Origin of the sequence: Pantoea sp. QMID4, assembly GCF_030270445.1 — a bacterium.
Taxonomy (GTDB): Bacteria; Pseudomonadota; Gammaproteobacteria; order Enterobacterales; family Enterobacteriaceae; genus Pantoea; species Pantoea vagans.
Genome location: NZ_BSXL01000001.1, coordinates 822,453 through 837,618, shown reverse-complemented (window position 1 = coordinate 837,618; position 15,166 = coordinate 822,453). Strand labels below are relative to the sequence as shown.

The 15,166-nt window shown below is 48.4% G+C and carries 19 protein-coding genes; 10 read left to right on the top strand and 9 right to left on the bottom strand.

Translation table 11 applies throughout. The features are described 5' to 3' along the window. Window positions 1-19 precede the first annotated feature (19 nt). From betA to QSK07_RS03820, 6 genes are all read left to right on the top strand, one after another. Window positions 20-1,702: a choline dehydrogenase gene (betA, locus tag QSK07_RS03845; RefSeq protein WP_275219308.1), complete on the top strand. Its 1,683-nt coding sequence runs from the start codon at window positions 20-22 to the stop codon at window positions 1,700-1,702. A gap of 428 nt (window positions 1,703-2,130) precedes the next feature. Further along, window positions 2,131-2,481, top strand: a complete 351-nt coding sequence (gene mdtJ, locus QSK07_RS03840) for a multidrug/spermidine efflux SMR transporter subunit MdtJ (protein ID WP_095707088.1) — start codon at window positions 2,131-2,133, stop codon at window positions 2,479-2,481. Beyond that, window positions 2,468-2,797, top strand: coding sequence for a multidrug/spermidine efflux SMR transporter subunit MdtI (mdtI, locus tag QSK07_RS03835; RefSeq protein ID WP_285720495.1), 330 nt, complete (start codon window positions 2,468-2,470; stop codon window positions 2,795-2,797). Before mdtJ ends, mdtI begins: the two co-directional genes overlap by 14 nt. Window positions 2,798-3,004: 207 nt before the next feature. Then, the gene (locus tag QSK07_RS03830; RefSeq protein WP_098050304.1) at window positions 3,005-4,147 is read left to right on the top strand and encodes an acyltransferase family protein; all 1,143 of its coding nucleotides are present in this window, start codon (window positions 3,005-3,007) and stop codon (window positions 4,145-4,147) included. A 412-nt stretch (window positions 4,148-4,559) separates the two neighbouring features. Beyond that, window positions 4,560-4,820, top strand: a complete 261-nt coding sequence (locus tag QSK07_RS03825; protein WP_285720494.1) for a hypothetical protein — start codon at window positions 4,560-4,562, stop codon at window positions 4,818-4,820. Window positions 4,821-4,936: 116 nt separating this feature from the next. Then, window positions 4,937-5,122, top strand: coding sequence for a hypothetical protein (locus QSK07_RS03820; protein WP_013358127.1), 186 nt, complete (start codon window positions 4,937-4,939; stop codon window positions 5,120-5,122). 95 nt (window positions 5,123-5,217) lie between these two features. Here QSK07_RS03820 and QSK07_RS03815 read toward each other — a convergent pair whose 3' ends face one another. From QSK07_RS03815 to QSK07_RS03800, 4 genes are all read right to left on the bottom strand, one after another. Continuing rightward, entirely contained in the window at window positions 5,218-5,355 is a 138-nt protein-coding gene (locus QSK07_RS03815) for a hypothetical protein (protein WP_285720493.1), read from the bottom strand. Between the two features lie 216 nt (window positions 5,356-5,571). Then, a complete protein-coding gene (gene adhP / locus QSK07_RS03810; protein WP_285720492.1) occupies window positions 5,572-6,594 on the bottom strand; it encodes an alcohol dehydrogenase AdhP in 1,023 nt (340 codons plus the stop codon). 289 nt (window positions 6,595-6,883) lie between these two features. Beyond that, the gene (locus tag QSK07_RS03805) at window positions 6,884-7,168 is read right to left on the bottom strand and encodes a hypothetical protein (protein WP_285720491.1); all 285 of its coding nucleotides are present in this window, start codon (window positions 7,166-7,168) and stop codon (window positions 6,884-6,886) included. 579 nt (window positions 7,169-7,747) lie between these two features. Beyond that, entirely contained in the window at window positions 7,748-8,458 is a 711-nt protein-coding gene (locus QSK07_RS03800) for a hypothetical protein (protein WP_195858010.1), read from the bottom strand. A 68-nt stretch (window positions 8,459-8,526) separates the two neighbouring features. Here QSK07_RS03800 and QSK07_RS03795 point away from each other — a divergent pair, with 68 nt between their 5' ends. Continuing rightward, complete coding sequence (locus tag QSK07_RS03795; protein WP_230299992.1) at window positions 8,527-8,784, top strand: hypothetical protein; 258 nt, start codon at window positions 8,527-8,529, stop codon at window positions 8,782-8,784. Between the two features lie 522 nt (window positions 8,785-9,306). On the opposite strand, the gene QSK07_RS03790 is transcribed toward QSK07_RS03795, so the two are convergent. Both QSK07_RS03790 and QSK07_RS03785 read right to left on the bottom strand, forming a co-directional pair. Next, entirely contained in the window at window positions 9,307-9,630 is a 324-nt protein-coding gene (locus QSK07_RS03790; protein WP_285720490.1) for a S24/S26 family peptidase, read from the bottom strand. A gap of 1 nt (window position 9,631) precedes the next feature. Next, on the bottom strand, window positions 9,632-9,871 hold the full coding sequence (locus QSK07_RS03785) for a DNA polymerase V (protein WP_285720489.1): 240 nt from the start codon (window positions 9,869-9,871) through the stop codon (window positions 9,632-9,634). Between the two features lie 269 nt (window positions 9,872-10,140). On the opposite strand from QSK07_RS03785, the gene QSK07_RS03780 reads away from it, so the two are divergent. The 3 genes from QSK07_RS03780 to QSK07_RS03770 all read left to right on the top strand — a co-directional run bounded on the left by QSK07_RS03780 (window position 10,141) and on the right by QSK07_RS03770 (window position 12,088). After that, window positions 10,141-10,368: a putative hemolysin gene (locus QSK07_RS03780; RefSeq protein ID WP_285720488.1), complete on the top strand. Its 228-nt coding sequence runs from the start codon at window positions 10,141-10,143 to the stop codon at window positions 10,366-10,368. A 236-nt stretch (window positions 10,369-10,604) separates the two neighbouring features. After that, window positions 10,605-11,063: a RuvC family protein gene (locus QSK07_RS03775; protein WP_285720487.1), complete on the top strand. Its 459-nt coding sequence runs from the start codon at window positions 10,605-10,607 to the stop codon at window positions 11,061-11,063. Then, complete coding sequence (locus tag QSK07_RS03770; RefSeq protein ID WP_285720486.1) at window positions 11,060-12,088, top strand: serine/threonine-protein kinase; 1,029 nt, start codon at window positions 11,060-11,062, stop codon at window positions 12,086-12,088. Before QSK07_RS03775 ends, QSK07_RS03770 begins: the two co-directional genes overlap by 4 nt. Before the next feature lie 296 nt (window positions 12,089-12,384). Here the strand turns inward: QSK07_RS03770 and QSK07_RS03765 are convergent, their stop codons facing one another. The 3 genes from QSK07_RS03765 to QSK07_RS03755 form a co-directional block, all read right to left on the bottom strand. After that, on the bottom strand, window positions 12,385-13,524 hold the full coding sequence (locus QSK07_RS03765; protein WP_285720485.1) for a tail fiber domain-containing protein: 1,140 nt from the start codon (window positions 13,522-13,524) through the stop codon (window positions 12,385-12,387). A 62-nt stretch (window positions 13,525-13,586) separates the two neighbouring features. Further along, window positions 13,587-14,603 (bottom strand): DUF6453 family protein, encoded by a 1,017-nt coding sequence (locus tag QSK07_RS03760; protein WP_285720484.1) that lies wholly within the window; start codon window positions 14,601-14,603, stop codon window positions 13,587-13,589. Continuing rightward, entirely contained in the window at window positions 14,578-15,072 is a 495-nt protein-coding gene (locus QSK07_RS03755; RefSeq protein ID WP_285720483.1) for a F0F1 ATP synthase subunit B family protein, read from the bottom strand. Before QSK07_RS03755 ends, QSK07_RS03760 begins: the two co-directional genes overlap by 26 nt. Between the last annotated feature and the right edge of the window lie 94 nt (window positions 15,073-15,166).

Genomic DNA, 15,166 nt, shown 5'->3' with positions numbered 1-15,166 from the left:
TTAACCTGAGGAACGACGAATGGAATTTGATTACATTATTATTGGAGCCGGATCCGCAGGAAACGTTCTGGCGACCCGCCTGACCGAAGAAAGCAACGTGAGCGTTCTGTTGCTGGAAGCGGGCGGCCCGGATTACCGTTTTGATTTTCGCACCCAGATGCCTGCGGCCCTTGCCTTCCCGCTGCAGGGAAAACGCTATAACTGGGCGTATGAAACCGAGCCAGAGCCTTACATGAACAACCGCCGCATGGAGTGTGGTCGCGGCAAAGGCCTGGGCGGTTCATCCCTGATCAACGGCATGTGTTACATCCGCGGCAACGCGATGGATCTGGACAACTGGGCCAGCGAGCCGGGACTGGAGAACTGGAGCTATCTGGACTGCCTGCCCTACTACCGTAAAGCGGAAACCCGTGATATCGGCCCGAACGATTTCCACGGCGGCGATGGCCCGGTGTGCGTTGCAACCCCGAAAGCGGGCAACAACGTGCTGTTTGAAGCGATGATTGAGGCAGGCGTGCAGGCGGGTTATCCGCGCACCGACGACCTGAATGGCTACCAGCAGGAGGGTTTCGGTCCGATGGATCGTACCGTGACGCCAAAGGGTCGTCGCTCCAGCACGGCGCGTGGCTATCTCGATATGGCCAAAGGCCGCCCCAACCTGAAGATCATTACGCATGCCACCACCGATCGCATTGTGTTCGACGGTAAGCGCGCGGTCGGCGTGGAGTATCTGCAGGGCGACAGCAACACCCTTAATAAAGTGACTGCTCGCCGTGAAGTGCTGCTGTGTGCGGGCGCTATCGCCTCGCCGCAGATCCTGCAGCGTTCTGGCGTCGGTTCGCCTGAGCTGCTGAAGCAGTTTGACATCCCGCTGGTTCATGACCTGCCAGGCGTGGGTGAAAACCTGCAGGACCACCTGGAGATGTATCTCCAGTATGAGTGTAAAGAGCCGGTTTCTATCTATCCGGCCCTGAAATGGTGGAACCAGCCGAAGATCGGTGCAGAGTGGATGTTTAACGGCACCGGTATCGGCGCCAGCAACCAGTTTGAAGCAGGCGGCTTTATCCGCAGCCGCGAAGAGTTCACCTGGCCAAACATTCAGTATCACTTCCTGCCGGTGGCGATTAACTACAACGGGTCTAACGCCGTTGATGCTCACGGTTTCCAGTGTCACGTCGGCTCAATGCGTTCGCCAAGCCGTGGTCATGTGCGCCTGAAGTCACGCGATCCGCGTCGTCATCCGGCCATTCTGTTTAACTACATGTCACATGAGCAGGACTGGCATGAGTTCCGCGATGCTATCCGCATTACGCGCCAGATTATCAATCAGCCAGCGCTGGATAAATATCGTGGCCGTGAAATCAGTCCGGGCCTGGATTGTCAGACCGATGAGCAGCTGGACGAGTTCGTGCGTAACCACGGCGAAACCGCCTATCACCCGTGCGGCACCTGTAAGATGGGTAATGACCCGATGGCCGTTGTGGATGGTGAAGGACGTGTGCATGGATTGCAGGGATTACGCGTGGTGGATGCGTCGATTATGCCGTTGATCATCACCGGCAACCTGAATGCCACCACTATCATGATTGGTGAGAAGATTGCGGATAAGATCCGAGGCCGCGATCCGCTGCCACGCAGCACCGCCTCTTACTATGTCGCGGGTGATGCACCGGTTCGCACCGCGCCGCAGCGCGCAGAGTAATTCGTGACAGCGTCACGTAATAATCGCCGGGCACGCTGTTGCCCGGCTTTTTTATGCATGAATTAACGACTCCCCTTTTCCATACCTCCTTTTACATAGAATTCCTTTTTCAATCTATCGAACCTTAACCTGCGTCAAATAAAGCAGCATCTGCTATAGATTTCATGATGCGCAGAATGCTATAAAACCGGCGTGTATTTAACCGGAGGCACTATCGGTCCACTGATGAGAAGCAACAATGTGGATGCGTTGTAAATTTTATGAGCAGAATGTTCATGTCACACCTTACTCCCACCTTCCTTTCTGGCTGGAACGTCGCCGATCAGCACTGGCGTAATGCCCTGTAGTCCCCTCACCACTTCGACACTGTTCTGAGTCTGCCCTGAGTACTGTGGCAGGCCGTCATTTATCGTTGCTGGAGAGCACTCATGTGCGCCTGGATTTTATTATCACTCGCTATTGTTACTGAAATTATTGGTACCCTTTTCATGAAGTGGTCCAGCGTTAATGGCAGCCATTCAGGCTACCTGATGATGCTGGGCATGATTGCCTGTTCCTATATTCTGCTAAGTTTCGCCATCAAACGTATCGCGCTGGGCGTGGCTTATGCCCTGTGGGAAGGTATCGGCATCATGCTGATTACCTTATTCAGCGTGCAGCTGTTTGGTGAAGCGCTGTCCGCTCTGAAAATCTGCGGGCTGGTGACGCTGATAGTCGGGATTGTGTTGATCAAGACCGGCACCCAATCATCTGCGGAGGTTAATCATGGTCATGGCTGATTTTATGCATGCCGCCTGGCTGGCGCTGGCGATCATGCTGGAGATTGCCGCCAACATATTCCTTAAATATTCTGACGGGTTTAAGAAACCGCTACATGGCGTGCTGTCACTCTGCTGTGTCCTGCTCGCGTTCAGTGCACTGGCGCAGGCGGTCAAAGGTATCGATCTGTCGATTGCCTATGCCGTCTGGGGCGGTTTTGGCATCATCGCCACGGTTGCGGCCGGATGGGTGCTGTTTGGCCAGCGGCTGAACCGTAAAGGCTGGGCGGGTCTGACCCTGCTGCTGGCCGGTCTGATCCTGTTAAAGCTGGCCTGATGGATCTCCGCAATCCGTAATCCGTAATCCTGGTTAAGGGTGTGCCACTGCACGCCCTTAACTTACTGTGCTTTACCTCCTTTTCCCGGTTGATTTTTCACTCTTTCCTGTGCTCGGAATTCTCTTACTTTTGTAAAGGGCCGTTTACATATCTTTTGCCTTAAGGCTTAGTGAGCGCCAAAAGCCGGATAAAAACGAGGAAAAGTTATGTCTGCAACACGAGGTTGGTCAACAGAGCTGGAAGGATTACGCGGCATTGCCTCTCTCTGGGTTCTGGTTGGCCATATCAGCTTACTGGTTCACTGCCACATTACGCTGATTTCATCACCGGGCATCGGGGTCGACCTGTTTATTCTGTTATCGGGTTATCTGATGGCGAAAAACTACGTCGAGCGCCAGCAGAAAGAGCCATGGCAGAGCGCGGAGACGATTAAGAAGTTCTGGGTCCGCCGCTTCTTCCGTATCGCCCCGCTCTACTATCTGCTGTTAATCATCGCCCTGATTTATGGCCCGTGGTTTGGTGAGATGCGTGACACCATTGCGCATTTCTATTCCGGCACCGCCACGGAGTCGTCGCGTTACAACGACCAGTCGCTGGCAAACATCCTGACTCACTTTAGCTTCCTGTTCGGCATGCTGCCCGAGTATGGGTTTAACACCGTGCTACCAGACTGGAGCATCGGGCTGGAGATGCAGTTCTATCTGCTGTTTCCGTTCATCATGCTGGTCACGCTGCGCTTTGGTTATGCCGCCTCGCTTATTGGCATCATGGCGCTTTGCTGCGCTGGTCGCTATGTGCTCGCCGATTATTATGAGGCGTTTGAGATGCCTTCGATGATCCTGATTAAGCTGAACATGTTCCTGGCAGGGATGCTGCTGGCCGAAGCAATTCGCCGTAAATCCCTGCTCTATGTGGCCTTTGCGCTGCTCGGCCCGGTCGTCACCGTAGCAATTGGCATGGACGCGATTAAGCTGCAGGTGATTATGGAGGCGCTGATGATCGTCGGTATGGCGGCGATTCTGTGGCAATACCCGCAGGGCAGCATGATGGTTAAGCTGATTGCTCTGCCGCGTAAACTGCTGAACAACCGACTCAGCACGTGGCTGGGCGACGTCTCGTTCTCGGTCTACCTGCTGCACCTGCTGATTGTGATCCCGCTGATTGCCCTGCTGCTCACTCACACCGACATTGAGTATAAGAGCGATATGACACGTTTCCTGATCGTCTGTGTTTCCGCTATCCCGGTGACGTATGCCCTGGCCTCTTTACTCTATAAGTATGTTGAGAAGCCTGGCATTCAGATGGGTAAGCACGTGCTAAAGCCGAAGCAGGCCGATCAGACCAGCTAAATTGCAGGCCATTCATTTCTTAAAAGCCCCTGACGGGGCTTTTTTTCCAGCAAAAGCGCAACTGGCTGTGAAAACGAGCCTGCTCAGTAAACAGGGACAGATTGGAAAGACGCTCAGGCCAGTCCATGACACGCCCGGCCCGCCCGATTACACACCTCATCTCTGAGGTGTGCCCGCAAACGGGCTAACGCGTTGCATTGTTCAAAAATGCTCCCGGCATTTTGATCCGGGCGACGGGACGCTTTCCTCTTCTGACCCTGTTCCCTGCGCGATGAGCAAATTAATTGCGGTCAGATTAAATCTGCTTAGACTTTATCAGCCCTGCACAGGCATTGATTAAGCGCCGTCGCCAGCACGCCTGTTTAGGTGAACTACACTTTCCCGGTTAGCAATCTGACGCTGAGGAGAGAACATGAGCATTCAGCATCTGCTGCTATCCAGTGACGGTGACGCGGTGATCATTGAAGCAGATCAACGTGAAAGTGAGCTGGTAACCCCCCCCCATCTTCAGACCCTGAGCGGCGATGAAGCTGACAGCGATACCGGCCATCGGGTGGCGGTTACAAAGCACTACTGCAAGGGACGCTACTATGCGGTTGCCCTGGATCGCCATGCAGCCAGCAATGAAATCGATGACGTGATTGACCTGCTGCATCCTGCCCCGCTGGATTAGTCTTTGTCGGCCACGCTGTCTTTAACGGCATGTTCCACTCAGGGCCCGGCGGAAAAGCAGCTTGTCCAGTCATGGCTGCTACGCGGCATCACCCTTTTCAGAAGAGGAAAAGTATCATGGAAAAGAAGAAGTGGTTTGTTTCCTACGTGATTAAACCAAAAGGTGAAAATCATGTCACGACGCACGCCTTTATTGAGGGTGACAATGTTGAGGAGGCGCTCGAAGCCTTTATGTTTGAAACCAAAAAAAGCCTGTCACTGGAAACTGAAGAGCTGACGCTGTTGTCGGTAAGTCTGGTGTAATCTCTGATTAACCTCGCGCTAGCGGGGTTTTTTTGCCCTGTGTGAGGGTCGTTTTCTATTTATATTACTTATAGTTTCCCTGGTGCGGCACTCAGTTATTTAGTGGGATAAGGCCAGGCGTGATCCATGCCCATAGATGACATCAGGCCGGTCACGGCCAGATACGCCAGTATCAGGACAAACAGTACTATTGCAGCAATTTCAATGGATTTAATTAAGTGATGCTTCGCCATAAATAACCCTCCTTCAGTTGTGTGTAATCAAGACCTCACCTCATAAACTATAATGTTACCGGTAAAGTGCAAGTGAAAATCACACAATGAAACATAAAGCCTGGCTTATTAATGTTTGTGGAGAATACGCGTTAAGGCTTTCACGTGGCAGGGGTGGGCGCTGCAGGCATAAAAAAAGCCCGCAATTTGCGGGCCTTAGTGACGCTCAGTTGGGTCCTAACTGGCAGACTGACCGGTAAAGTCGATCACCATCCTGCCGCGGATTTTGCCCTGAATCATCTCATCGAAGATGGCATTGACCTCACCAATCTTCCTTTTAGTTACCCTAGGTACCACCTTGCCTTCTGCCGCAAACTGAAAAGCTTCCGCCAGATCGTTGCGCGTTCCGACCAGCGATCCCACCACCTGAATGCCATCAAGCACCAGTCGCGGGATATTCAGGCTCATCGCTTCCGGTGGCAGTCCAATCGCAACAACACGGCCACCTGCTCTGACTGCATCCACCGCCGAGTTAAAGGCCGCTTTGGCGACGGCTGTAACCACAGCAGCATGTGCCCCACCGGTTTTCTCCTGAATAAAGCGTGCCGCATCTTCGCTGGCAGAGTTGACGACCAGATCGGCACCCATCTCCTTCGCCAGCGCCAGCTGTCCGTCACTGACATCAATCGCAATCACTTTGGCGTTAAAGACGTTTTTCGCATATTGCAGAGCGAGATTACCCAGCCCGCCAAGGCCATAAATTGCCAGCCACTGCCCCGGTTTAACCTCTGATACTTTTACCGCTTTGTACGTAGTGACACCGGCGCAGGTGACGCTACTGGCGGCGAAAGGATCGAGCCCATCGGGAACTTTAACCGAGTAGTCAGCAACAACAATACACTCTTCAGCCATACCGCCATCGGCGGTATAACCGGCATTGATGACGTCTCTGCAGAGCGTTTCGTTACCGGAATTACAATATTCACAGTGCCCGCAGCCCTTGAAGAACCAGGCGACGCTGGCGCGATCGCCCGGCTTGAGCGAGGTGACATCCGGCGCGACCTCCTCAACGATGCCGATCCCTTCATGACCCAGCGTGACGCCGGTCTTGTCACCAAAATCACCGTTCTTCACATGCAAATCGGTATGGCATACACCACAGCATTCCATCCTGAGCCGCGCTTCGCCGGTTTTGAGAGGACGCAGCGTCTTCTCAACCACTTCAACCTGGTGTTCACTATTAGCAATTGCCGCTTTCATAAACATTCCTCCTTTTGACTGGAGATTAAGAATAAGCCAAACGGAGATGATGACAAGATGACAGGTAAGCTTTGGGTGCTTGCTGCGAGAGTTGTTGTGACTTTTGCGAGTGGGGTCGGTTTTTTAGGGATTGTGTTTAGCGGCAACGCTTCGTCAGGCTTACGTTCTCTGTCGGGTAGAGATGAAGCGCGCTTACTGAACAATTTGGTCAGGTGAATATTGCCCGTTAAAAGGGGCGATTAAGCCCCAGTCGCTTCAGAAGATTTCGTACTGATTGCTCAAACGTCTCTTAAGAGTGCCAGCGGTGGATGCCACTGTCAGCGGGTGGCGGCCCCATATGCTGAGCGGCACTATCCGGCGCTGGCGGTGGTCCCATATGCTGAGAAGCGTTGTTTGCGGGCGCAGCCGGCCCGGCGTGATGGCTCCAGCTGGTGTTGTTATGCTGGCTTTCATGATGACGATGCCAGTCAGAAGATGGGCCACGGTGATGACCACCATCAGCCATCACACAACCTGACATTGCGGCACTTGCCAGCGCTAGAATCACATAAGGAATAACTTTTTTTATGAACATAACTGACCCTGGTTAAATATCACTGGGGCAGGTTACGTCCCGGTTTTTATACGGTGGGTAAACGTTAGAAGGGGTTTGGGGAGGATGTTGGGGAGGGTTGATTGAGGTCAATTTTGGGGATGACCTGCTATCGGGAAAGGATCGATTATGCTGTCAGTAAGGTGAAAGCGTCAATGAGCATTAACTGGACCTAAGATAATGACAAAAATAGTGGAGCAGTGATTGATTTTTGAGCACGCCACTGATCGTTAGTCAGATAAACGGATACGCTTTCTTAGCCTCAATCAGTGACGACAAGTTGATATAATCACTACATATAAACCAGGTCTCCTTTTAAGGGTGTTACTCTTCTCTCACTTTAATCGCTAATGATTTGAATAGAACATTTAAATATTTCCGGATCGAGCTAATACCATCTATTGTATTTAATATACACATAAGAAACGATAGCTACCCATGATATGCTAAGAAGCCCTGCATGCTCTGGAATAAACCGGATAAAAATGTACAAACCTGCCATAATGACAGCAAAAGGTATTAAATAGAAAAAAGACTGTACTAGCCATAAAAGTACACGCTTCATTTATTCAATATCTCATATAAAGCATCTGCGATTTTTTCTTCATTATTATCCCCTGAATTTATCTGATAAATTATCTGGCTCATTTGAGGCTCAATCAGAAAGTAAAGCATTTCGATATTTTCCTGACACAAGGAATGATAGTAAGAAGGATCCTGAAACTTCAGCCTGTTAGCTGCAGCTGCGGCAATTTGTGCATTAGCATACAGCGTAGCCCCATTCACAAACCATGTAGAGAAGGAGTTAACGATTTGGATATGTTTTTTTTTGAAATCGCCACTTTCAAGAATTAAATTAGCGAGAGTCAGTGACAGGGAAAGCTTGTTAGCTTTGGTTGAAGCATGTTCTGCTGCTTTGCCGATCAATTGCTGGATCCGAGACACAAGATCACTACTTTTTTGAGGCCCGAGTTTTGTTAAAGTTTTACGAAAATAAATTTCAACCATATCAAGACTAACGTCACCCCTTGCATATATTTCACCCAAAGCGAGAACTAACCTTTTGTCCTCTCTCCACGTATCACGGCATGAACTGCGATAATATTCATCGGCAACGAAACATGAACCATAATTCATAAGCCTTTGACTACCTAATCTGAATTTTTCAATTGTAGATATATGGTCTGCATGGATGTCATTAAGAGAATTTGTAAGAACTACCGCTAGCTGCTTATTAGCCTGCATCTTCAATTGCAAATAGGTTTGTGACATTATTTAGGTCCATGTTGTATCATTTAACCAATTTTTGATCATGTTCACCTTTAAGGGCAAGAAAGAAGATGAGTAAAGCAAAAAAAATGTTGATTTATGTCCCTGTTGTTATTATTTTTTTTCTAATTATACCGGAGATTACCCTTCGACTAACGACACCTGAACAGCTGGCAAGTCTGAGTGATTTTACAAGCTTAGGAGGAATGCTGAACCCATTGCTTTCATTAATGATTTTTTTAGGATTTTTTTCGATCTTTCTGGCTGTTATCACCGTATCCGTTTCCAAAAAAATCTATCAGACAAGAGCAAACTCAAAGAACAAATGAAGTCTGGTATTAGCTGTAATTGGCTTCACTTACAATGACTGCCAATTAAGCACATGACTAATATTGATTTTAGCGTTCTGTAATTATTGCTCCCTTTTTTCGGAGCGAGGCAGGCGGAACAAGCACCTAAAATCGTTGTTTCCCGGACAACGTCACCAAGTCGATACTGATTTTCGATGAAAAACAACGTGAGCATGTCATAGGCTGAGACACAGAAAGTCTTTGAAAGGGTTAATGTATTTTCATACATGGATGAGTGTACTGAGGTTTCGGTAAATCCCGCTATCTTTGGTAAATAATAATTCTGATGAGTTGATTCAAATCCTGGCTTCAGCTTCAGCCAACCAAAAAAAGACCGAATACGATTCCTGTTTGCGATACACAGGGGTTTTCCTGTTATTTAACAGTGGGTTGAATAACAAAAGCACCCCTTTTAATGGTTGAAATACTTACCAATGCACCCGTTTAAGATCAAACGCTTGCAAGTTATTTCGTTTGAGGTTCGGGAAATTTTCGTTACTGCTAAATTATCGGCCGGAGTGGCTCATACACTGAAATCACCTTGGCCGTCACCTTCCCCAGCACAATGATGCCTTCCAGCCCCTCCCCGTCGATCGTCTCGCCGTCCTGCGTGATGATCCCTGTTCTAAATAATCTTCCCAGCTGAGAATAATCACCGAACTTGAATGCCACTTTATCGCCCGATTTACCCTGGACCGCCCTGTCGACGATAGCGAATCCGACCGGTGTCTCAATCATGAACATATGGGTCGGATGAGGCATTAAGATTTTGTTCAGGTTGATGCGCGTTTCAACATAGTCCGATGCCGGTGATGGGAAGCCCATATCAGAGTCCCCCGTTCGGGTTGAACTGCTTGTATGTCTTAGCCTCACCCTCCTGTGTCGATGCATCGCGGAACGTCACTGTGTTGGCCTTAACCCACTGGTTTGCCTCTCGCAGGCTGAAATGCCAGTTAACCAATTCCAGCTGTCGCACAAACTCCTGAGTCGTGACGATGATGCCCAGACCTGGCTCTCTCCTCATGGCAGCCATGAATGCCGCCTGTATGTCACTTTCTCTCGCCATGCAAAATCCCCCCTGACAAATACTGTATGGATAAACAGCAATATCGATCAGTGGATTTGATCAAGGCGGAGCGGTGCACATATTTGTAAAGCTGTTGAGAGTGCTTGATTTTTAGGCTGGCGTCTTCAGTCGCGAGTGACTACCTCAAATTTCCCACCCCAAAGCCTGCTAAACCCATAGCAAGTTATATATAAACCCACACTAGCTGGGAGGCTTAATCTCAGGTTAAGATTAGCAAAATCGTTTGGACTTTGAGCTCAAGGCACGTTATGAAGGTTTTTAACCTGATTGCTTCCACTGTATTATTGGTAGCCTGCTCGACACAGAACGACAAACCCAAACAGATTGGCATGGCTAACTCTGCCGCAGTGTACTGCGAAAAAATCGGTGGCAAACTGGACAAAGTCAAAGGCCCAGATGGTGAGTCAGGTTACTGTACCCTACCGAGCGGAGAACGTATAGAAGAATGGGCGCTGTACCGAAGAGATAATCAGTAGGAAGCTGTGGCCGATGAACGGTAACTTTAAGGTGCTAGGTGTAGCGATCGAGACAAAGATGCGGCTGGTTTAAAGCTCAGTGGACGGAAGAGACGTTTGGGTGAGGTCGCAGCTTGGGTGAGAGCGCATAGATGCGGCCTTAAGCCTTGCGACAAATGCTGATGATACAAACAAAGCGCGTATCCGGCACAGATCGGAACGTACATAGTTTACCAAGGGAATATTAAAGGTTAATTATGAGAATATTAGGAGTAAGAGCTGCACCAAAAGTCGCCTCTTTTATTGTCTACTGTAGCGTAGATAAAGATTTAAAATGTGCCGACGTAATCAACATACCTCAAACCCTTAGCATTCCAGAAAGGTTGAAATACATACGAAATAATATATTAGATATTTTAAGAGAATATGATGTTTCATTGGCAGCAATTCGGGTGTGTGAGGCTAACGCTCAAAAACAAAGCATAGAAAGACTTTATATTGAAGGTGTTATTCAGGAGGCACTTTCAAGCAGTAATGTGAAAAAATATTTTACATTAAGAAAACAAGGCATATATAGCCGTATTGGTATAACTTCTAAAGAATATGACCGTGCAATTAGCGGCGAACTTGAAGTCAGTGGTTTTGATACAAGTAGTTATAGCCAAGCTACTAATGAAGCAATTCTGTCAGCTTTAGCAGCGGAGGCAAGTAAATGATTGGTCTTCTAAAGAAAGCGGATGTTAGCTTTACTTATTTGAAAGATATTGGGCAGGCGGGACAAAACTCACGTGTCTATCTTGCGAAAGATGAGCATCTAAATGCTGAAGTGGCAATTAAAGAAGTTTTGAAATCAACAATAAAAATAGCTGATTATTTTCAAGAGGCGCAGGTTTTGTATGCAAGCAGGCACCCCAACATTGCGGCAATCAACTACGCATGCCAAGACTCTGATAAGATTTATGTTTGCATGCCTTTCTATGCAAATGGAACCATTAATGACAAGTTAAATAAAACCAATATTACTCCGCGTGAAATCATAAGATACTCAATAAACTTTTTAAGTGGACTTCACCATATACATTCAAAATCCTTGATGCACTTTGATATAAAGCCAAATAACATAATGCTTTCAGATAGAGATGAAGCTATGCTATCTGACTTTGGTTTGGCTCAAAAAATTGATCCTAGCGGGTTCGCCTCACAAGGAAAGCATTATGGAATACATATGCCACCTGAGGCATTTACTACAAAGCAATTTAATTTGACGTATGATATTTATCAGGCTGGAATTACCATGTATCGAATGGCAGTTGGAGCTAAGCAGTTCTCTGAAGAAGTTACAGAACTATTAGCAGACCCATCCAATAGCATAACAAAAATAAAATCTGGTAATTTCCCGAAGAAACTCTATCAGAGTCATATACCTAAACCATTGAAAACAATAATAAACAAGTGCCTTTCTGTTAAGCCATCAGATAGATACCAGTCTGCTTTAGATGTTTTAAACGAGCTCTCCACAATTGATAACGTATGTTTAGACTGGCGATTTGAAGACACTGCCACACATTATACCTGGTCAAAAACACTAGATGACGCTAAAATGGTATTGAAGGTTGACAAACAATCCACAGCATGTGAGATGTTTAAAGAAAAAACAGATGGAACCAAAAGGAAAGACAATTCCAACTGCAAATCTAAAACTAAAAACTCTGATATCTATATGATATTGAAGGGCAACTGATATTATGAAGAAAATTCTGAGAAACAAAATACCCAAGAGGAGTGCTCAAGCTCGTGCAGAGCCTTACTCTAAAAAAAACCTTCTAGATCGGGAGTCGCAGCAAAAAATCGAAGATGATTTTTTGAAGTGCATTTCTGGAAAGTCTAGTGGATTTTATTTTTCTCAGAATTAGAGTTTACCCGGCCACCGAGCCGGGTTTTTTGTGCCTCAATCCCCCAGCGACTACCCTTACCTTACCCACTCCGTAGCCTGCTCAGACAGGAGCGGCTGAGTCTTGCCCGGTCGCCGGGCTTTTTTTATGCGTCAAGGCCGTCAAGAGCGTTGAGTCTTTTTAGCATTTCATCAATCAGCGCATCTCTCTGCACCAGTTTGCCGTTAAGCTCTTTGACCGCCTCAACCATTAGACCAAACGTGGCTCCATAATCGACTGCAAGGCCATTTTCGACCATCGTTCCATCAGGCAATTCATGATCAATGAATGTTTCAGTAACAACTTCTGGCAGGACTTCACGAATCTCTTGGGCCAGACCACCCGCCCTCCTTTCCCCGAACAGATCAAAGGTATAACCTGAAAGCGTCAAAACTTTCGCTAGTGCGTCTTTAATCTTTTCCTTGTTTAGTTTCAAACGTGAGTCTGATGTCGGGTTAAATGACGCGGCATAACAAGCACCATTGCTTCTGGCAGTAAACGTTGCCGTATTGTTTTGAACGAAACGAAGGCTGTGATAGGAGCCAGCCTGCAGGAAGTATTGAATATATCCGACAAAGTTAGCATCAGCAGCGTCCATGATTATAGTGTTGGTGACGTTCCCTGAGGTATCCGAGGCTTTACCGTCTACAAAAATACCACCACCGCTTGTACTAACCCCACCTTTAACTGTGATACCGGAGGTGATGGTACCCCCGCTCTTCGCGTTGACAGTTGTTAGTCTGCTGTCATTGCCTTGTGCAACTGTGCCTGCAGTCGTTCCATAAGCCAATCCAAGATTGCTCCTGGCAGATGCGACGTCTGACACATCTTTGAGGTTATTTGTTTTGCTAAGGGCATTTCCCCACGCCGGACCGGTCCAGCTGCTACCGTCCGGAAGATTCACAGTTACATTACCGGTACCGGTAAAAATCTGCTGCCAGTTGACTTTATCAAGGTTTAGTCCGCGAATGGCTTTTGCTACGTCGGCAGCCACCTGAGCTGTAATTCCAACCAGTGCCGCATTGGGAACGGCAGTCCAGGCAACACCTGATGCTGCTGGGCCATTGTAAGCCGTGATGAGGGTAACGCCGGTAGCAGAGTTAACTGACTGCACACCGAGCGTATAGGTAACACCACCTACAATCGCCACGATAAAATCGTTCGCTTTAAGCTCAGTTGTGAAGCTTGTACCTGAGCCTGTCACAGCTGTTGAGTTATTGGTTAATGCAATAGTGCCTGCTGGCATAGCTTTCTCCGGGCAATAAAAAACCCGGCACGGTGGCCGGGTTCATTGGATTGTGTGTTTGTTCAGAAGTAATAGCTGGCGTCGATACACGGGAGCTGGCAGGACGCCTGAATGGCCTTTGGATATTCGTATACCGCAATCTCCCGGCCTGTCGATTTAGCTCTGGCAGTCGTAACAGCATTGCCGTTCATCTTCAGTCCGGACTCAAGGCATATACGGAACGTGTAGTTATTATTGTTCCGACTGTAATCGCCTCTCTGAGTGCCAAGGCTGCATAAAGGCACCATGGGCTGTGAAACTGAACCGGTTGGATTTACCCAGGATTGAACCTCGCCGGTGGACCCATCAAAGTTCTCATACCCTCCGATATCGTAATAAGCATCAGTCCACATAACGGGTGGGTATTTGCTGGAATAGGTGACCTGATTCGATGCATTGCGTATAACCATTCCATAACCAGAGACCGGCAGCGATGGAGAAAAACCACAAGACACAACCACCACCTGAACGCTGTTTACTTTTCCCCCTTCCTTTGAGCCTTCGGTACTGCCAAAAGCGTTATATGACTTTATAGAGTTTGTGCCTCTGTCGAGATAAAGGGGGTTATCCGTATTAGACCATCTGGCGAAAACTATATAGTTTCCAAGGTTCACCACATCTGATGGAATGCTCCACGATCCGTTTATATTTATCACTGCCCTGTAGGTTACAAATCCAAGGTACGATACATCGCCAACTTCCATGAAATTTGAGCCGTTCGTAATTCTGACTCCATACTCAACTGCAGGGTTGGCTGCATAGGAGACTGAAAACACGTCTGCAAATCCCGCCTCTACAGCAGGTGGAGTATTGCCATCCGGGCTTCTGTATTTGGCATTATAAATAAGCGAGCTTCCGCTGAATGAAAGACTGCTGACATAAGCCATCGGAGGGCCGGCCGGGTCGGTTCCCTGATAGACACGAACCAGATTACGTGGAACTATCAGCGCTTTACTGTTAGCAGGCTGAGCTTTAAATCCCCCAACAGAGCCCGCATTTGCCATCATGGATGCATTACCCAGATAAGATGCGTAACGCATTGAGGCGTCCAGGATGATAGGCTTCCTGCCCTTCTGCCACCTTCAGACGGCGGGCAATAAACTCGGTGAGGATTTCAGCGTTAGAGCCATCTGCAATAGCCGTAGCTACGCGAGTGGCCGCAAGGTTGATGTCTCGCTGCTCAATGGAGCGGCGAAGTTCGACGAGGCTGCTACGTTCGCGATCAAGCTCAGCCTGAGAGCTTTCAAACAACTGCTGATAGTTACCTTCTGCGCGGGCTCGCTCATCTGCTTCACGTTGCGCCTGCTCTTCTGCTGCGCGGCGGCGCTCCTGCTCGGCTTTCTTCTCTGCCAGAAGCTCGTCGCGCTGGCGCTTGAGGCCGCTGACGTCTTCCTGGGGGATGCCATCAACCTGCAGCAGATATACCTCACCCTGCTGTACATACAGCGCTTGTTTGGCTTCGTCGAGCTGAGCGAATTCCTCAGCGGTAAGCTGATACTTCAGAGTCATACATTCTCCTGAATGGATGTGTGCTGGCCCGGCCAGCTTGATTATGTTGTAAGAGGAAGAGAAACTTCGTTATCAGAATTGATATTTGAATAGG